Origin of the sequence: Brachymonas sp. J145 (genome assembly GCF_036312245.1) — a bacterium.
Taxonomy (GTDB): Bacteria; Pseudomonadota; Gammaproteobacteria; order Burkholderiales; family Burkholderiaceae_C; genus Brachymonas; species Brachymonas wangyanguii.
In genome coordinates this window covers 101239-118253 of record NZ_JAZDCI010000002.1, presented here as the reverse complement: position 1 = coordinate 118253, position 17015 = coordinate 101239, and the positions used below count along the sequence as shown (strand labels likewise).

Below are 17015 nucleotides of genomic sequence, written 5' to 3'. Positions count from 1 at the left end.
CAAAGAAATTTGCCTGCTTGTGGGGGTCGTGAGACATTCAAGGGAATACCCTGATCAGAAGCACTTGTAAGAGAATGCAAATAGCGTTATGGTGGCGAATCGCCTATAATTGGCACATCCCAAGGAGCGTTGCAGCGCCATCAAACAGCATGGCGTGAGGCTTGGGCACCATCTTGCAACGACGCTCACCCCCTGATCCGGTGCGGTGAGCTTTTTTATGTCCTCCCGTCACTGGTTTTTTCCGAACTTGCTTTTGGAGCGAACCACATGAACGCACAACAACCCGCCGTGGCCCTGGCCGATTGCGCCATCGCCGACATCTCCCTGGCCGAATGGGGCCGCAAGGAAATCCGCATTGCCGAGACCGAAATGCCCGGCCTGATGGCGATCCGTGACGAATACGCGGCCAGCCAGCCGCTCAAGGGCGCCCGCATTGCCGGCAGCCTGCACATGACGATCCAGACCGCCGTGCTGATCGAGACGCTGCAGGCGCTGGGTGCCGAGGTGCGCTGGGCTTCCTGCAACATTTTCTCCACGCAGGACCATGCGGCCGCCGCGATTGCCGCCGGTGGCACGCCGGTGTTTGCCATCAAGGGCGAGACGCTGCAGGACTACTGGGACTACACCCACCGCATCTTCGACTTTGGTGCCGCCAATACCGCTGGCGAAGGCCCGAACATGATCCTGGACGATGGCGGTGATGCCACCATCCTGATGCACCTGGGCATGCAGGCCGAAAAAGACCAGTCTGTGCTGGCCAACCCGGGCAGCGAGGAAGAAACCATCCTGTTTGCCGCGATCAAGGCCAAGCTGGCAGAAGACCCGAACTGGTACAGCCGCAAGAGCGCCGAGATCCAGGGCGTGACCGAGGAAACCACTACCGGCGTGCACCGCCTGAACGAGATGTCCGCCAAGGGCACGCTGAAGTTCCGCGCCATCAACGTGAACGATTCCGTCACCAAGAGCAAGTTCGACAACCTGTACGGCTGCCGTGAATCGCTGGTGGACGGCATCAAGCGTGCCACCGACGTGATGATTGCCGGCAAGGTCGCCGTGGTTTGCGGCTACGGTGACGTGGGCAAGGGCAGTGCCCAGGCGCTGCGTGCCCTGAGCGCTCAGGTGTGGGTGACCGAAATCGATCCGATCTGCGCACTGCAGGCGGCGATGGAAGGCTACCGTGTGGTGACCATGGAATATGCCGCCGACAAGGCCGACATCTTCGTCACCACCACTGGCAACCGCGACGTGATCCGCTACGAGCACATGGCAGCCATGAAGGACCAGTCCATCGTCTGCAATATCGGCCACTTCGACAACGAGATCCAGGTTGCCGAGCTGGAAAAGAACTGCCAGTGGGAAGAAATCAAGCCGCAGGTCGACCACGTGATCTTCCCGGATGGCAAGCGCATCATCCTGCTGGCCAAGGGTCGTCTGGTGAACCTGGGCTGCGCCACCGGCCACCCGAGCTACGTGATGTCGTCCTCCTTTGCCAACCAGACCATCGCGCAGATGGAGCTGTACTGCCACCCTGACCGTTACGAGAACGGCAAGGTCTACGTGCTGCCCAAGCACCTGGACGAGAAGGTCGCGCGCCTGCAGCTGAAGAAGCTGAATGCCGACCTGACCGAGCTCACTGATGCCCAGGCCGCCTACATTGGCGTCGCCAAGGAAGGCCCGTACAAGGCCGACAGCTACCGCTACTGATCGCCGGAGCATGCCGTGTCGCCCGTTGCCGTGTTTTCTGCTGCCGAACGTGAACAGCTGCTGGCCCTGAAAGGGGTCGGTCCGGCCGTGATCCAGCGGCTGGAAGACACTGGCCACGCGCCACTGGCCGCGCTGGTTGATGCCGATCCGGTCGAGATCGTGGCCGAGATTGCCGCCATGATGCGTTCCTCCTGCTGGAAGAACAACCCGCATGCGATCCGCGCCATCAGCGCCGCCATCGGGCTGGCGAACCACCTGCACGAGGAAGGCCAAGCCTGATGCGTGCCGACCAGCTGCTCGTCGAGCGCGGCCATGCCGCCAGCCGCAGCCAGGCCCAGCGCCTGATTGCCGCCGGCGTGCAATGGCGCTTGCCGGGCGCAGCCTGGCAGGCGGTGCGCAAGAACGGCGAAGAGTTGCCTGACTACGCCGAACTGCAGCTGCAGGACGCGGCCGAGGCGCGTTATGTCTCGCGCGGCGGCCTCAAGCTGGAAGGTGCCTTGCAGGCCGTGGGGCTGGATGTCACCGGTCTGCGCTGTCTCGATGTTGGCCAGTCCACGGGCGGCTTTACCGATTGCCTGCTGCAGCACGGCGCTGCCAGCGTCATCGGTATCGATGTCGGCCAGGCGCAGCTGCACCCGCGGCTGCGTGCCGATGCCCGCGTCACTGCGCATGAGAAGCTCAACGCGCGCGATGCCGCTGCCGTGGCAGCGGCACTGGGTGAGCACGATGGTTTTGACTTGCTGGTAGGGGACTTGTCCTTTATCTCGCAGACGCTGGTGTGGCCGGCCGTGCTGCCGCAGCTCAAGCCTGGCGGCCAGTTGCTGATGCTGGTCAAGCCGCAGTTCGAGCTGCAGCCAGCCCAGATCGGCAAGGGCGGCATCGTGCGCGATGCGCGCCTGTATGCCGAGGTGGAGCAGCGCATGCGTGATTGTTGCAGCGCGCTGAACGTGGAACTGCTGCACTGGCTGGATAGCCCAATCGCCGGTGGCGACGGCAACCGCGAATTTTTTGTCCATGGCCGCAAGGCCTGAACCCGAATCTTTTGTTGAAAGGAATGACGCCATGACTGCGCCATCCATCAGTTTTGAATTCTTCCCGCCCAAGACGCCCGAAGGTGCCGAAAAGCTGCGCGTGGCACGCCAGCAGCTCTACACGCTGAAGCCCGAGTTCTGCTCGGTGACCTATGGTGCCGGCGGCTCGACACAGAAGGGCACCTTCGATACGGTGCAGGAGATCCTGCAGGAAGGCATGGAAGCCGCCTGTCATTTCTCCTGCGTCGGCGCCACGCGTGACAGCGTGCGCGAAGAGCTGGAAACGCTGCGCCAGATGGGCGTGAAGCGCCTGGTGGCGCTGCGCGGTGACCTGCCCAGCGGCCACGGCCTGGGCGGCGAGTTCCATCATGCCAGCGACCTGGTCAGCTTTATCCGCGTCGAGACCGGTGACTACTTCCATATCGAAGTCGCCGGCTACCCGGAGATCCACCCGCAGGCGCGTAGCCCGGAGGCGGACCTGCGTGCACTCAAGAGCAAGGTCGATGCCGGTGCCAATGGTGTGATCACCCAATACTTCTTCAACGCCGATGCCTACTTCCGTCTGGTGGACGAGGCTGCCACGCTGGGCGTGAGCGCACCCATCGTGCCTGGCATCATGCCGATCACCAACAGCAGCCAGCTGATCCGCTTCTCCGATGCCTGCGGCGCCGAAGTGCCGCGCTGGATCCGCCTGCGCCTGCAGAGCTTTGGCGACGATACCGCCAGCATCAAGGCCTTTGGTCATGAAGTCGTGGCTGAGCTGTGCGACCAGCTGCTGCAGGGCGGAGCCCCGGCGCTGCACTTCTACACCATGAACCAGAGCGGGCCGGTGACGGAATTGTGCAAGGCGGTCGGCGTCTGAGCCACCGCGGTTGAGCGACCATGAAGACAGGCCGATCCCGTTACGGGATCGGCCTGTCTGTTTATGGGGAGAGGGCGGTCAGCGCCGGATCAGACTCAGTGCGCCGGCTGCTTGCCGCGCATCTTCTGGATCAGCGTGACCACCGCCAGCACGATGGCACCGGCGATGATGCCGACCACCAGGTTGGTGACCATGCCGGTGATGGAGCCGACCATGCCGCCCCAGTCCAGCGTGACTTCATGCAGCCAGCTCACCAGCGGGCCAATGCCGTGCGCCAGGATGCCGCCACCCACCAGGAACATCGCCAGCGTGCCAAAGAAGGACAGGCCGCGCATCAGCCACGGCGTGCCCTTGAGCAGCACGTTGCCCAGCCACTGGCTGAAGGCTCCGGATTTCTGGCTCAGGTACAGGCCGGCATCATCCAGCTTGACGATGCCGGCTACCAGGCCATACACGCCAATCGTCATCAGGATCGCCATGGCGACCACCACCAGGATCTGCGTGCTCATGGCGGCGCCTGCCACCGAGCCCAGCGTCAGCACGATGATTTCGGCTGACAGGATGAAGTCGGTGCGGATCGCGCCCTTGATCTTCTCCTGATCGGCTGCCACCACGTCGACGGCCTGATTCTGCGCCACCACCTCCGCGTGATGCGCATCGGCTTCTTCCTTGCCGTGCAGGAACTTGTGTGCCAGCTTTTCCACGCCTTCGTAGCAGAGGAACAGGCCACCCAGCATCATCAGCGGCGTGATCAGCCAGGGCGCAAAGGCGCTGATCAGCAGCGCCAGCGGCACCAGGATCGTCTTGTTGACGAAAGAACCCTTGGCCACCGCCCAGACCACCGGCAGCTCGCGGTCGGCCTTGACGCCGGTGACTTGCTGCGCATTCAGCGCCAGGTCGTCGCCGAGCACGCCCGAGGTCTTCTTGACCGCGACCTTGGTCATGGCGGACACGTCATCGAGCAGGGCGGCGATATCGTCGATCAGGATCAGGAGGCTGGAGGCCATGGGGCACCTTTCTGGAAAATTCTTGTTGCTGGCGAAATTGTAGGGAGATTGCGGCCGCTGCGCATGTCAGCCAGCGCCGATAGTGTGTTTGCCGGCTTCGGAAATCGTGATGTGCGGCAGGATGTCACGGACACGAAAAAACGCCTGTGTCGCAGGGACACAGGCGTTACCAGACCTGAAGCTTCAGGTACGCAGGATTACAGGGCGATCACGCCGCCGTCCTTGCGCGTCACCACCACGGTTGCGGAACGCGGGCGCTTGTGGCCCTTGTGGTGGCTGGTGATGCCCGGCTGGTTGCCCGGCCAGTGGCTGGTGAAGGTGTTGGTCGCGAAGTCGCCCTTGTCCTCACCCGGGTGCTGCACGTTGAAGAACAGCGTCTTGCCGTCCGGCGTGACCACCACACCGGTGATTTCGCAGTCGAACGGGCCCACCAGGAAGCGGCGGATGTTGTCTTCGGTCGGCTTGGCACCCATGATGGTTTCCTGGCCTTCCTTGGTCGTCACCTTGCCACCGTCACCCACTTCACCCGGGATGGCCGCCAGCATCATGCAGTTGGTCACGTCGGTGTAGGCGCCGTCGTCGGTCTGGATCCACAGCAGGCCGGCACCGCCGTCCTTGCGCTCGTCGAAGTACAGGCCGTCCGGGCTGGAGAAGTCGTTGGCGGCGGTCAGGCCGGACAGGTTCTCGCTCTTGTTCTTGTGACCATCCGGCAGTTCGGTCGCAGAGCCGAACACATAGATGTCCCACTGGAACTTGGTACCAGCCTGGCTGCCTTCTTCCTTCCAGCGCACGATCTGACCGTTCTGGTTGATCGGACGCGGGTTGGCGGCGTTCAGCGGGATCTTCACGCCGTCACGCTGCGAGTTGTTGGTCATGGCCATGTAAACCTCGTTGTTTGCCGGGTTCACGCCACCCCACTCGGGACGGTCCATCTTGGTGGCGCCCATGAAGTCGGCAGCCAGACGGCAGTGCATCACCACGTCGCCCTGGTCGGCGAAGGGGTAGGTCTTGTTGCTGGCGTCCAGACCGTTCTTGCCGTGGGTCAGTTCCAGCCACTCACCGGTGCCATCGTCATTGAACTTGGCCACGTACAGCTTGCCCTTGTCCAGGTACTTGTCGCCAGCGGCTGCGCCGCCGTTCACGTCAGCCGGATCCCACTTGGCGTCGGACACGAACTTGTACACGTATTCGTTGCGGGCATCGTCACCAGAGTAGATCACGATCGGCTCGCCAGCCTTGGCCGGAGCGGGCCATGCGCCTTCGTGGTTGAAACGGCCCAGGTAGGTACGCTTGACCGGCGTGCTGTCCGGACGGAACGGATCGATTTCGACCACCCAGCCAAAGGTGTTGAAGATGTTGCGGTAGTCGTCCTTGGCGGCAGCAGCCGTCACGCGGCTGTTCCAGCGCTGGAAGCGCTCGCCTTCGGCGCTGTCCCAGCCGTAGGGGTTCTTGCGACCTTCGGGCAGGCCGTAGCGCTTCAGTGCCACCACTTCAGACTCGGTACGCTTGGCATCGTCTTCGGCGGCGCGGCCGATCACGTTCAGGAAGTTCTCTTCGCAGGTCAGGTAGGTGCCCCAGGGCGTGTAGCCGCAGGCGCAGTTGTTGTTCATGCCGAAGGCTTTCTTGCCATCGCTAGACAGCTTGTTGACCATCTTGGTGTTGCCGGCAGCCGGGCCACCAAACACCATCGGGGTCTCGGAGTGGATGCGACGGTTGTACTTGGAACCGCGTACCATTTCCATGGCGTTGCCGCCATTGCGCTTGACTTCGGAAACGCTGGCGCCGTGGGCGTAGATTTCCTTGATCACTTCGTCAGCCGGGCGAACGCCATCGGTCACGGTGCGGCCATTGGCGTGCAGGCCGTAGGGGGCCACCACGTATTCGTGGTTCACGCACAGCAGACCGTGGGCGGATTGCTGGTCGTCGAACTTGCCATCCGTCATGCCGAAATAGTACATGCCGTCATGGCCGTCACCGATACGACGCTGGTAGGACTCGGAAGTTTCCAGGCCCTTGTCGCCCCCAGGAGGTGTCGCCAAAGTGCATCGGGTCGCCCAGTGCGTGCAGGATGCTGACTTCGTAGCCGTCGGCAACCGTCACCAGGTCGGCGTTGGTGTGGGCCACGGAGTCAAAGCTCAGCTTCAGTTCATTGGGGGTAGCCGGGGTAGTCGGAGCAGCCGGAGTATTGTTGTCATCGCCACCGCAAGCCGTCAGGCCGACGGTGCCCAGCAGCACGCCGGCAGAAGTGGCCACGCTGCCGCGCAGCACGCTGCGGCGGTTCATGTTGGCAGCCAGGACGTCGCCGAAATGGGCGTTGTTGCTGTGGTTGACGATTTCGTTATCGTCGTACTCGACGGAAATGATCTTGTCGGATTGCATGAATGCTCCAGGGTAAGGAAAGAATGAATGCGGACGGCGCAATCATGCAATTACAAGATGACGGATCGGTTACCTCTTGTTGAAGTTTGGGTGACACGGTGTTTTCCGCGTCACCCTGGGCCTCGTCAGGCCAGCGTGGCGCGCAGGAACTTGCGCTTGCCTACCTGCAGCACATAGGTGCCAGCGCCCAGTTTCAGGCCCTTGTCGCTGATGACGTTGCCGTCCACGCGCACGCCGCCGCCATCGATCAGGCGGTTGGCCTCGCCGCTGGAAGCGGTCAGGCCGGCTTGCTTGAGCAGGGCGCCGATACCGACCGGCGCGCCATCGGCCAGCGGCAGGCTGCGCTCGTCGATCTGGTCCGGAATGCCGCCCTTGCTGCGGTTGATGAAGTCCTGTTCGGCCGCATCGGCCGCGGCTGCGCTGTGGAAGCGCGCGGTGATTTCCTTGGCCAGCGCGACCTTGGCGTCCTTAGGGTTGCGGCCAGCCTCGATCTCGGCCTTGAGCGCGGCAATCTCGGCTTCGCCACGGAAGGACAGCAGGGTGTACCAGCGCCACATCAGGGTATCGCTGATGGACAGCGTCTTGGCAAACATGGCGTTGGCGTCTTCGGTCACGCCAATGTAGTTGCCCTTGGACTTGGACATCTTCTCGACGCCGTCCAGACCTTCCAGCAGCGGCATGGTCAGGATGCACTGCGGCTCCTGGCCGTACTCCTGCTGCAGATGGCGGCCCATCAGCAGGTTGAACTTCTGGTCGGTACCGCCCAGCTCCATGTCGGACTTCAGTGCCACCGAATCGTAGCCCTGCATCAGCGGGTAGAGGAACTCGTGCACGCTGATCGAGTTGCCGGCGTGGAAGCGGTCATGGAAGTCGTTGCGTTCCATCATGCGCGCTACCGTGTAGCGGGCGGCGAGCTGGATCATGCCGCGCGCGCCCAGCTGGTCGTTCCACTCGCTGTTGTAGCGGATCTCGGTACGCTCCGGATCCAGGATCTTGCCGGCCTGCTGGTAATAGGTTTCGGCGTTGAGCTTGATCTGCTCGGCGGTCAGTGGCGGGCGCGTGCTGTTGCGGCCGGACGGATCGCCGATCAGGCTGGTGAAATCACCAATCAGGAAGATCACCGTGTGGCCCAGATCCTGCAGCTGGCGCAGCTTGTTCAGCACCACGGTGTGGCCCAGGTGGATGTCAGGCGCGGTCGGATCCAGGCCGAGCTTGATGCGCAGCGGCGTGCCGGTCTGTTCGGAACGGACCAGTTTTTTCAGCCAGTCTTCCTGCGGAATCAGTTCGTCGCATCCCCGCAACGTCACCTGCATGGCATGTTTTACCTGATCACTTGGCTCCAACTGCTTGTTTTCTGTGGAATTGTTCTCGTTCATACAAAATATCCGCGGTGTCCGGGGCGGAAACTAGGCCCCGATCTGTTATGTGCTCTTGCAGCAAATTCAGGGTTGTGACAGGCAAATGCTGTCATACTCCGACAATCATGTCGTCCTGATCCTACAACTGTGTGGGCCAGGACGGTCGTTTGGCAAGACTGGTTACCATTTTATCCATGGGCGCCAGTGGCAGGCAGCGGCAACGCCTCTTGGCACAGTCCAGGGGCAGGGCATCAACCGGAATCACCGGCAGATGCTCGCCGTGCAGCACAGGCAGCGGTCCGGCAACAGGGCCGCTTGTCATGTGAGGCCGTACACGCAAGTCGTGTGCATGTCCTTCCGGAAGAACAGGTTGCTTGATGAATACTCAAGAACAAGACGTAGCATCTCAGGAACAGCAGGGCACCCTGCGCCAGGCCGCGCAGGAAGCGCGCACCTGGCTGCGTGCCCATCCCGGTTTCGGTGCAGCCGGCGTAGTCGTCTCCCTGGCACTGGGTGCCAGCGGTGCCTTTGCCGTGGCCCAGCCGTCTGACGACCAGATCGTTGTGCGCCAGGTGCTGGAAGTGGTCCAACCCGTCACCAGCTACGAGCAGCAGGCCGCTGCCCTGCGCGCCCATGATTTCACGCTCTATCGCAGCACGGAAACGCGCAGCACCGATACCGCGGCTGCGCTGCTCAAGCGCCTGGCCGTGCAGGACGGCGCTGCCGAAAGCTATGTGCGCGAGATGGACACGGTCCGTACCGAACTGCTCGGCCCGCAGGACCGCCTGGTCAAGGCCGAGGTCTACCCCGATCACCGCCTGAAGCAGCTCACCGTGAGCTGGCTCGATGCCGAGCGTCCCGGTCGCTACCGCCAGCTGGTGCTGACGCGCACCGACAAGGGCTTTGTGCATCAGGTCAAGACTGGCTCTGCCGAGATGACGGTGGCCCTGGCCCAGGTCGAGGTGCGTGATTCCTTCTTCCGCGCCACCACCCAGGCCGGCATCCCCGAAACCGTGGCCAACCAGATGCTGGACATCTTCGAACCGGTGGCTGACGTCAAGGGCGATATCCGCAAGGGCGACAGCCTGCAGGTGGCCTATGAGCGCTACCTGCTCGATGGCCAGATCCTGGGTGCCGGCCGCGTGCTGAGCGCCTCGGTGCAGGTGCAGGGCAAGAGCCATGAAGCGATCTGGTACCAGCCGTCGCGCAAGTCGGCCAAGGGCGACTACTACACGCCGGCAGGCGAGGGCCTGACGCCGGCGCTGCTGCCGACGCCGGCTCCCGGTGCCGTGATCACCAGCGAGTTCACCTCCTACCGCATCCACCCGGTGTTTGGCGTGGCGCGTGCCCATACCGGTGTCGACTATGCCGCACCCACTGGCACCCCGGTGCAGACGATCGCCGATGGCGTGGTCACGTTTGCCGGCTGGCAGAACGGCTACGGCAACTCCATCGAGATCCAGCACGGTGGCAAGCAGACTACCTTCTTTGCGCACCTGAGCAGCATCGGCGTCAAGGTCGGCGAGAAGGTGGCCAAGGGCGAACAGGTCGGCAAGATCGGCAGTACCGGCTGGTCCACCGGCCCGCACCTGCACTTCGAGACGCGCAACAACGGCGTGGCCGAAGACCCGCTGGTGGTGATGGCTGAACAGCGCAGCACCAGCATTGCCGCTTCCGAGCGTGATGCCTTCCGCCAGGTAGTGGTCCAGGCCCAGCGCCACTGGGAGATGGCCGAAGCCATCCAGCTCGCCAGCGCCGAGTGATCACGCCTGATCCGGTGATTCCGCAGCCCGCTGCTGCCGCTCCTGCGGCGGGCGGGCTGTTGTGCATTGGCCTGATGTCCGGCACCTCCATGGACGGGGTTGATGGCGTGCTGGCCGAATGCAGCGTGGCCGCTGATGGCTCCCCGCAGCTGCGTCAGCGCGCGCTGGTCAGCCTGCCCATGCCCGAAGCCCTGCGCGAGCAGCTCTGGGCGCTCAACAGCCCCACCGACAACGAACTGCACCGAGCCGCCCTGGCCGCCAACGGACTGATGCGGCTGTATGCCGATTGCAGCCTGCAGTTGTGCCGCGAGGCCGGCGTGTCGCCGCAACAGGTGGCAGTGCAGGGCGCGCATGGCCAGACCGTGCGCCACCGTCCCGGACTGTTCGATGGCACCGGCTACTCGCTGCAACTGGTCAATGGCGCCTTGCTGGCCGAACTGACCGGCATTGCCGTGGCCTGTGACTTTCGCAGCCGCGACGTGGCGGCAGGCGGGCAGGGCGCGCCACTGGTGCCGGCCTTCCACCAGGCGGTCTGGGGTGTCGGCCAGGCGCTGGCAGTGCTGAACCTGGGGGGTATCGCCAACCTGAGCTTTTTGCGCCCCGGTCAGGCACCGCTGGGCTTTGACTGTGGCCCGGCCAATGCGCTGCTGGACTGGTGGTGCCTGCGCCATACCGGCCAGCCCTACGATGCCGGTGGCCAGTGGGCGGCCCAGGGTCAGCTGCTGCCATCGCTGTTGCAGCGCCTGCTGGCTGAGCCGTATCTGCAGCAGCCGCCGCCCAAGAGCACCGGCCGTGACCTGTTCAACCCGGACTGGCTGGCGCAACAGCTGCAGGGCCATGCCGATGCCGCCCCGGTCGATGTGCAGGCCACGCTGACCGCCTACACGGGCCAGGCCGCTGTCCAGGCCGTGCAGCAGCACGGTGTGGGAACGCAGCGCCTGCTGGTCTGCGGCGGGGGCGTGCGCAATGCCACCATCCTGCAGCATCTGCGCAGCGGTCTGCCCGGCGTCGAGGTCTGTTCCACGGCCGACCACGGCATGGACCCGCAGGCGGTCGAGGCGATGGCCTTTGCCTGGCTGGCCTGGAACAGCTGGCTGCGCCAGCCGATCGACCTGTCGGCGGTGACTGGCGCTGCCGGGCCGCGCGTGCTGGGCTGTATCTACCCGGCCTGAGCCCCAGCGTCAGACAGCAAAAAGGCACCCGAGGGTGCCTTTGTCGTCTCAGGGGCGATGCCCCCGTGGTCGCAATTACAGGCTGTCGCCAAAGTCTTCGCGGAACTTGGCCACCAGCTTGTTCTGCCAGTCGTCGATCGGTGCCAGGCGACCGTAGAAGAAGCGCAGGATTTCCGGCTCTTCGACAAAGCGCAGGCCGCCGATCAGCTGGCGGTTCTGGTACAGCCAGACGATGCGGTCAATCGCATACTGCACCTGCGACAGCGTGAACACGCGGCGCGGCATGGCCAGGCGCAGCAACTCCATGTTCGCCATCGGCTCGGTGCCATCCGGATCACGCTGCTCGGACATGGTGCCGCGCTCCATGCCGCGTACGCCGCTGGCAATGTACAGGGCCGCCGCCATGGCACCAGCCGGGTAGTCCTGCTGCGGGATATGGTCCAGGAACTCCATCACGTTGATATGGCAGCCCAGGCCGCCGGCCGGGGTAATCACTGGCACGCCAGCCTTCTGCAGCTCGTCCACCATGTAGGCGATGAACTGCGGGCCCTGGCTGATCACGTCTTCGTCCATGGTCTCGTCCAGGCCCACGGTCAGCGCTTCCATCTCGCGCACCGACATGCCGCCATAGGTCAGGAAGCCTTCGTACAGCGGCACCAGGCCACGCATCTTTTCGAACAGCGCCTTGTCGCGGATACAGATGCCGCCACCGCGTGCGCAGCCGAGCTTGCGTGCCGAGAAGTAGATGATGTCGCACTGGTCGGCCAGCTGGCGCGTGATCGCGCGAATCGACAGCGGCTGGCAGCTGGCCTCGCGTTGCTTCAGGAAATACAGGTTGTCGGCCAGCAGGCTGGCGTCCAGTACCAGCAGCAGGCCGTGCTGGTCGCACACCTGACGGATTTCGCGCAGGTTCTGCAGCGAAATCGGCTGGCCGCCGATCAGGTTGGTGCCGGCTTCCATGCGCACGAAGGCGATTTTTTCGCTGCCGTGCTGCTGCACCAGGCCCTGCAGCTTGGCGATGTCCATGTCGCCCTTGAACGGCTCCTCGCTGACCACCTCCAGGCCCTTGTCGGCAATGATTTCCTCGACAGTGCCGCCATTGAGCACGATATGCGCCTTGGTGGTGGTGAAGTGGTAGTTCATCGGCACGATGGTGCCGGGCTTGACGAAAGTCTGCGCCAGGATGTTCTCGCAGGCACGACCCTGGTGCGCCGGCAGGAAATAGTCCATGCCGAAGATCTCGTGCAGCTTGCTGGCCAGGCGGGTGTAGGTTTCGCTGCCGGCGTAGCTGTCATCGGCCACCATCATGGCGGCCTGCTGGCGGTCGCTCATGGCGTTGACGCCGCTGTCGGTCAGCATGTCCATGAACACGTCCTGGTTCTGCAGCAGGAAGGTGTTGTTGCCGGCATCGGTGATGGCCTGCAGACGCTGCTCTACCGGCGGCAGGTTGAGTTTCTGGACGATGCGCACCTTGTGCATTTCCAGCGGAATCTGCTTGCCGCTGAAAAACGAGACCTTGGCCATGGGGGAAATTCTCCGAATGTTGGAATGGAAAAGCAGCGCAGCGGATGGCCGAGTCACGCCCATCCGCTACAGGTGAATCCGATATTATGCGCCTGCATAAAGCGTGCCAGACGCACGCCAGCGCGGGAACACGCCTGGTGGCGAGTGTCAGCCGCTGCTTTCGACCAGCCAGCCGGCACCGCTGCCGCGCTTTAGGCACTGGTGCACCACGGGCAGGGCGGCATCAAGCTGGCCCTTGAGCACGAAGGGCGGGTTGATCACGAACACGCCGCTGGCGCGCAGGCCGGGGTGTGCCTGCTGCTCCTCGTCACGGCCGATCGACAGCGTGGCGTGCAGCCAGGAGCGGCCGGCGCGTTGCGTCATGGTCTTGAGCTTGCGCGGCAGCTCGTGCGCTTCCGGACGCGGAATCACCGGGTACCAGATCATGTAGCAGCCAGTAGCAAAGCGGCGCAGGGCGTCGTCGATACAGCTGGCGACCTGGCCGTAATCGGTCTTGAGTTCGTAGCTCGGATCCATCAGCACCAGGCCGCGGCGGCTGGCCGGCGGCAGCAGTGCTTTCAGGCCCATGAAGCCGTTGTTGCGGATCACCTGGATCTGCGTACTCTTGCCGAACTCGTCCATGTGCTTGGACAGCAGGCGGCCGTCGGTCGGATGCAGCTCGAACAGGCGCAGCTGGTCTTGCGGGCGCATCACGCTGGCGGTGATGAAGGGCGAGCCGGGGTACTTGCGCAGGCCGCCGTCCGGGTTGAAGCTGGCCAGCAGCTCCAGGTAGTCCTGCAGCGCCTCGGGGGCCTGCTTGCCGCCCGGGCCGTATTGCTCCCACAGCGGCAGGATGCCCTCGATGGCTTCGCCGCTGGTCTGGGCATCGTTGCTGTCCAGCCGGTAGACGCCGGTGCCGGCGTGGGTATCGGTCAACAGCAGCGGCGTGTCCTTGGCGCTGGTGAGGTAGCGCAGGATGACCAGTTGTGTCAGGTGCTTGAGCACATCGGCATGGTTGCCGGCATGGAAGGAGTGGCGGTAGCTGAACATGATGTGCAAATGGTACAGGGCTTCGTGCGCCAAAGGGGGCTGCAGCAGGAAATTTGCGCAGGCTACGGTTTTCTTCGTATAATCACAGGCTTGCTTGCGTTTTCGGCCCGCGGCAAGAGCAGTACCCCACCTAAGAGGTTCCGTCAGAAGAACACCGACCGTGGAATAGGCCGGACGCCCGCGTCGTGCATGGTGCACGACAGGCTAGCGAAATAGCCACCAAACCACTTTTCCCAAGGAAATTCAACCATGAAAACTTTCAGCGCAAAACCCGCTGAGGTGCAACATGAGTGGTTTGTGATTGACGCCACCGACAAGGTGCTCGGACGGGTAGCCAGCGAAGTTGCCCTCCGTCTGCGCGGCAAGCACAAGGCCATTTACACGCCTCACGTTGACACTGGCGATTACATCGTCATCATCAACGCATCCAAGATCAAGGTCACTGGTACCAAGAGCCTGGACAAGATGTACTACCGTCATTCCGGTTTCCCGGGCGGCATCACTGCCACCAACTTCCGCGACCTGCAAGCCAAGCATCCTGGCCGTGCACTCGAGAAGGCCGTCAAGGGCATGCTGCCCAAGGGTCCTCTGGGTTACGCCATGATCAAGAAGCTGAAGGTGTATGGCGGTGCTGAGCATCCGCACAGCGCCCAACAACCCAAAGTGCTGGAAGTCTAAAGGAGCATCACAATGATTGGTGATTGGAACAATGGCACCGGCCGTCGCAAATCCAGCGTCGCCCGCGTGTTTCTGAAAAAAGGCTCCGGCAAGATCACGGTCAACGGCAAGGACATCGAAGCGTTCTTCGGCCGCCAGACCTCCATCATGATCGCCAAGCAGCCGCTGGCCCTGACTGAAAATCTGGAAGCCTTCGACGTGCAAGTCAACGTGCACGGCGGCGGTGAATCCGGCCAGGCAGGCGCGATCCGTCACGGCATCACGCGTGCCCTGATCGACTACGACGCAGGCTTGAAGCCCGAGCTGAGCAAGGCTGGCTTCGTGACGCGTGACGCGCGCGAAGTGGAGCGCAAGAAGATCGGTCTGCGCGGCGCCCGCCGTGCCAAGCAGTTCAGCAAGCGCTGATACTGGCCCGATCTGGCAGAAAACCGCACTGGCTTCGGCCATTGCGGTTTTTTTGTGCCTGGGCGGCAACAGCGTTTGCCCCCACCCCTCCAATGGTTGAGTGAATTGCTGTACTATTGGGCATTCCCATTATCTAGATAGACGAGAACACCATGACCACTGCTACCGATGTCAGCACCCCTGTGGCTGATGTGCCTGCTTCCGACGATCCGATCCTGTTCACCGAGAGCGCTGCTGCCAAGGTGGCCGACCTGATCGCCGAAGAAGGCAACCCGGATCTCAAGCTGCGCGTATTCGTGCAGGGCGGCGGCTGCTCCGGTTTCCAGTACGGTTTCACCTTCGACGAAATCACCAACGAAGACGACACCGTGATGACCAAGAATGGCGTTTCCCTGCTGATCGATGCCATGAGCTTCCAGTACCTGGCCGGTGCCGAGATCGACTACAAGGAAGACCTGCAGGGCGCGCAGTTCGTGATCCGCAACCCGAACGCGGAAACCACCTGCGGCTGCGGTTCCAGCTTCAGCATGTAAACTGGATCGGCCTGCCGATGCGCAGGCCTCCAGCGACGGGCCGCCCTTGCCGGGCGGCTTTTTCGTGACTGCTGCCATCTTCCCGTGACCCAGAACGATTCCCGACCGGCCGATACCGATGACCGCTCGCTGCGCATCCTGCTGTGGCTGGTCGCGGTCGGCTTCTTCATGCAGACGCTGGACGGCACCATCGTCAACACCGCGCTGCCGGCGATGGCGCGTGACTTGAACGAAAGTCCGCTGCGCATGCAGTCGGTGATCGTTGCCTATTCGCTCACCATGGCCACGCTGATCCCGATCTCGGGCTGGCTGGCCGACCGTTTTGGCACGCGCCGCATCTACCTCGGGGCGATCCTGGTGTTCGTGCTCGGATCGCTGCTGTGCGGCATGGCTGGCAGCCTGCGCGAGCTGGTACTGGCGCGCGTGATCCAGGGGGCTGGTGGCGCATTGCTGCTGCCGGTCGGCCGCCTGTCGGTCTTGCGCGCCTACCCGAAGGAGCAGTTCCTCGCGGCGATGAGCTTTGTCGCCATTCCCGGCCTGGTCGGGCCGTTGCTCGGCCCGACGCTGGGCGGCTGGCTGACTGAGGCGGCTTCCTGGCACTGGGTATTCCTGGTCAACGTACCGGTCGGCCTGATTGGCTGGCTGGCGGCCATGCGCTATCTGCCGGATTTCCGCGGCGAGGGCAGGGTGCGGCTGGATGTCGCCGGTTATCTGTTATTGGCCTTGTCCATGGTGATGGTGTCGCTGTCGGTCGATGGCGTGCACAGCTACGGACTGCCGGTCGTTGCCGCGGTCGTCATGCTGGTGAGCGGGCTGGCCTGCCTGGCGGCCTACTTCGTGCGTGCCTCGCGCCAGGAGCAGCCGCTGTTCCCGCTGGGCCTGTTCAAGGTGCCGTCGTACACGATTGGCCTGCTGGGCAACCTGTTCTCGCGGCTGGGCAGCAGTGCCATGCCGTTCCTGGTGCCGCTGCTGCTGCAACTTGGCATGGGCTATTCGCCGGCCCAGGCTGGCATGATGATGCTGCCGATGGCAATGGCGGGCATGCTGGTCAAGCGCATTGCCACCGGCACCATTACGCGCTATGGCTATCGCCAGGTACTGGTCACTAATACCGTGCTGCTGGGCCTGCTGATTGCCAGCTTTGCGCTGGTGCCGCTGTACCAGGGCGTCGGCTGGATGCTGCTGCATCTGGCGCTGTTCGGAGCCTGCAACTCGGTGCAGTTCACCGCCATGAATGCGCTGACCCTGCATGACCTGGATCCGCACCAGGCCAGCAGCGGCAACAGCCTGTTCTCGATGATGCAGATGCTGGCGATGAGCCTGGGCGTGGCGCTGGCTGGTGCCGTGCTGGGGGGCTTCAGCGACTGGCTGCAGATCGATGACCATGGCCAGGAAGTGGTGCTGGCGCTGCAGGGTACCTATGTCTGCATGGGACTGATGACGCTGGCATCGACCTGGATTTTCTGGCAGCAATCACCCGGATCACGACTCACGCGCAAGCTGCAGCAGCTGGATCTGCCGGAGTAGCCCATCTGACTGGCATTTTTTGTGGGGACTTAGGGCAAACCCG

16 protein-coding genes and 1 riboswitch are annotated in these 17015 nt (G+C 63.4%); of the genes, 10 read left to right on the top strand and 6 right to left on the bottom strand.

Translation table 11 applies throughout. The features are described from left to right. Nucleotides 1-115: 115 nt before the first annotated feature. Nucleotides 116-194, top strand: a riboswitch (S-adenosyl-L-homocysteine riboswitch). A 73-nt stretch (nt 195-267) separates the two neighbouring features. The 4 genes from ahcY to metF are packed head-to-tail and all read left to right on the top strand — an operon-like array spanning nt 268 to nt 3597. Next, nucleotides 268-1704: an adenosylhomocysteinase gene (gene ahcY / locus V1261_RS02855; RefSeq protein WP_329769930.1), complete on the top strand. Its 1437-nt coding sequence runs from the start codon at nt 268-270 to the stop codon at nt 1702-1704. A gap of 15 nt (nt 1705-1719) precedes the next feature. Then, the gene (locus V1261_RS02850; protein WP_329769929.1) at nt 1720-1983 is read left to right on the top strand and encodes a helix-hairpin-helix domain-containing protein; all 264 of its coding nucleotides are present in this window, start codon (nt 1720-1722) and stop codon (nt 1981-1983) included. Continuing rightward, nucleotides 1983-2735 carry a TlyA family RNA methyltransferase gene (locus tag V1261_RS02845; protein WP_329769928.1) on the top strand — a complete coding sequence of 251 codons (753 nt, stop codon included), beginning with the start codon at nt 1983-1985 and terminating at the stop codon, nt 2733-2735. Before V1261_RS02850 ends, V1261_RS02845 begins: the two co-directional genes overlap by 1 nt. Before the next feature lie 31 nt (nt 2736-2766). Continuing rightward, nucleotides 2767-3597, top strand: a complete 831-nt coding sequence (metF, locus tag V1261_RS02840; protein ID WP_329769927.1) for a methylenetetrahydrofolate reductase [NAD(P)H] — start codon at nt 2767-2769, stop codon at nt 3595-3597. A gap of 95 nt (nt 3598-3692) precedes the next feature. On the opposite strand, the gene V1261_RS02835 is transcribed toward metF, so the two are convergent. From V1261_RS02835 to tyrS, 4 genes are all read right to left on the bottom strand, one after another. Continuing rightward, entirely contained in the window at nt 3693-4604 is a 912-nt protein-coding gene (locus tag V1261_RS02835) for a DUF808 domain-containing protein (protein ID WP_329769926.1), read from the bottom strand. A gap of 197 nt (nt 4605-4801) precedes the next feature. Beyond that, nucleotides 4802-6643: a PhoX family protein gene (locus V1261_RS02830; RefSeq protein WP_329769925.1), complete on the bottom strand. Its 1842-nt coding sequence runs from the start codon at nt 6641-6643 to the stop codon at nt 4802-4804. Beyond that, the gene (locus tag V1261_RS02825; RefSeq protein WP_329769924.1) at nt 6576-6983 is read right to left on the bottom strand and encodes a hypothetical protein; all 408 of its coding nucleotides are present in this window, start codon (nt 6981-6983) and stop codon (nt 6576-6578) included. Before V1261_RS02825 ends, V1261_RS02830 begins: the two co-directional genes overlap by 68 nt. A 125-nt stretch (nt 6984-7108) precedes the next feature. Continuing rightward, nucleotides 7109-8359 carry a tyrosine--tRNA ligase gene (gene tyrS / locus V1261_RS02820; protein WP_329769923.1) on the bottom strand — a complete coding sequence of 417 codons (1251 nt, stop codon included), beginning with the start codon at nt 8357-8359 and terminating at the stop codon, nt 7109-7111. 359 nt (nt 8360-8718) lie between these two features. Between tyrS and V1261_RS02815 the strand changes: the two genes are divergently transcribed. Both V1261_RS02815 and V1261_RS02810 read left to right on the top strand, forming a co-directional pair. Beyond that, nucleotides 8719-10104 (top strand): M23 family metallopeptidase, encoded by a 1386-nt coding sequence (locus V1261_RS02815; RefSeq protein ID WP_329769922.1) that lies wholly within the window; start codon nt 8719-8721, stop codon nt 10102-10104. Between the two features lie 74 nt (nt 10105-10178). Further along, nucleotides 10179-11276 carry an anhydro-N-acetylmuramic acid kinase gene (locus tag V1261_RS02810; RefSeq protein ID WP_329769921.1) on the top strand — a complete coding sequence of 366 codons (1098 nt, stop codon included), beginning with the start codon at nt 10179-10181 and terminating at the stop codon, nt 11274-11276. Nucleotides 11277-11351: 75 nt separating this feature from the next. Here the strand turns inward: V1261_RS02810 and V1261_RS02805 are convergent, their stop codons facing one another. Together V1261_RS02805 and V1261_RS02800 are read right to left on the bottom strand one after the other, a co-directional pair. Beyond that, nucleotides 11352-12800: a tryptophanase gene (locus tag V1261_RS02805; protein WP_329769920.1), complete on the bottom strand. Its 1449-nt coding sequence runs from the start codon at nt 12798-12800 to the stop codon at nt 11352-11354. Nucleotides 12801-12947: 147 nt separating this feature from the next. Continuing rightward, nucleotides 12948-13829, bottom strand: a complete 882-nt coding sequence (locus V1261_RS02800) for a 23S rRNA (adenine(2030)-N(6))-methyltransferase RlmJ (protein ID WP_329769919.1) — start codon at nt 13827-13829, stop codon at nt 12948-12950. Between the two features lie 249 nt (nt 13830-14078). Between V1261_RS02800 and rplM the strand changes: the two genes are divergently transcribed. The 4 genes from rplM to mdtD all read left to right on the top strand — a co-directional run bounded on the left by rplM (nt 14079) and on the right by mdtD (nt 16972). Further along, on the top strand, nt 14079-14507 hold the full coding sequence (gene rplM / locus V1261_RS02795) for a 50S ribosomal protein L13 (RefSeq protein WP_329769918.1): 429 nt from the start codon (nt 14079-14081) through the stop codon (nt 14505-14507). Between the two features lie 12 nt (nt 14508-14519). Beyond that, complete coding sequence (rpsI, locus tag V1261_RS02790) at nt 14520-14912, top strand: 30S ribosomal protein S9 (RefSeq protein WP_329769917.1); 393 nt, start codon at nt 14520-14522, stop codon at nt 14910-14912. Nucleotides 14913-15064: 152 nt separating this feature from the next. Continuing rightward, nucleotides 15065-15445, top strand: a complete 381-nt coding sequence (erpA, locus tag V1261_RS02785) for an iron-sulfur cluster insertion protein ErpA (protein WP_329769916.1) — start codon at nt 15065-15067, stop codon at nt 15443-15445. An 84-nt stretch (nt 15446-15529) separates the two neighbouring features. After that, nucleotides 15530-16972, top strand: a complete 1443-nt coding sequence (mdtD, locus tag V1261_RS02780) for a multidrug transporter subunit MdtD (RefSeq protein WP_329769915.1) — start codon at nt 15530-15532, stop codon at nt 16970-16972. The last annotated feature ends 43 nt before the right edge of the window (nt 16973-17015 follow it).

What these genes read in the sequence shown, in the direction of transcription:
- ahcY (WP_329769930.1), top strand. Translation starts at nt 268, where the DNA reads ATGAACGCACAACAACCCGCCGTGGCCCTGGCCGATTGCGCCATCGCC.
- V1261_RS02800 (WP_329769919.1), bottom strand. Translation starts at nt 13,829, where the DNA reads ATGTTCAGCTACCGCCACTCCTTCCATGCCGGCAACCATGCCGATGTG.
- erpA (WP_329769916.1), top strand. Translation starts at nt 15,065, where the DNA reads ATGACCACTGCTACCGATGTCAGCACCCCTGTGGCTGATGTGCCTGCT.
- metF (WP_329769927.1), top strand. Translation starts at nt 2,767, where the DNA reads ATGACTGCGCCATCCATCAGTTTTGAATTCTTCCCGCCCAAGACGCCC.
- rplM (WP_329769918.1), top strand. Translation starts at nt 14,079, where the DNA reads ATGAAAACTTTCAGCGCAAAACCCGCTGAGGTGCAACATGAGTGGTTT.
- V1261_RS02805 (WP_329769920.1), bottom strand. Translation starts at nt 12,800, where the DNA reads ATGGCCAAGGTCTCGTTTTTCAGCGGCAAGCAGATTCCGCTGGAAATG.
- rpsI (WP_329769917.1), top strand. Translation starts at nt 14,520, where the DNA reads ATGATTGGTGATTGGAACAATGGCACCGGCCGTCGCAAATCCAGCGTC.
- tyrS (WP_329769923.1), bottom strand. Translation starts at nt 8,359, where the DNA reads ATGAACGAGAACAATTCCACAGAAAACAAGCAGTTGGAGCCAAGTGAT.
- V1261_RS02825 (WP_329769924.1), bottom strand. Translation starts at nt 6,983, where the DNA reads ATGCAATCCGACAAGATCATTTCCGTCGAGTACGACGATAACGAAATC.
- V1261_RS02835 (WP_329769926.1), bottom strand. Translation starts at nt 4,604, where the DNA reads ATGGCCTCCAGCCTCCTGATCCTGATCGACGATATCGCCGCCCTGCTC.
- V1261_RS02845 (WP_329769928.1), top strand. Translation starts at nt 1,983, where the DNA reads ATGCGTGCCGACCAGCTGCTCGTCGAGCGCGGCCATGCCGCCAGCCGC.
- V1261_RS02810 (WP_329769921.1), top strand. Translation starts at nt 10,179, where the DNA reads ATGTCCGGCACCTCCATGGACGGGGTTGATGGCGTGCTGGCCGAATGC.
- V1261_RS02815 (WP_329769922.1), top strand. Translation starts at nt 8,719, where the DNA reads ATGAATACTCAAGAACAAGACGTAGCATCTCAGGAACAGCAGGGCACC.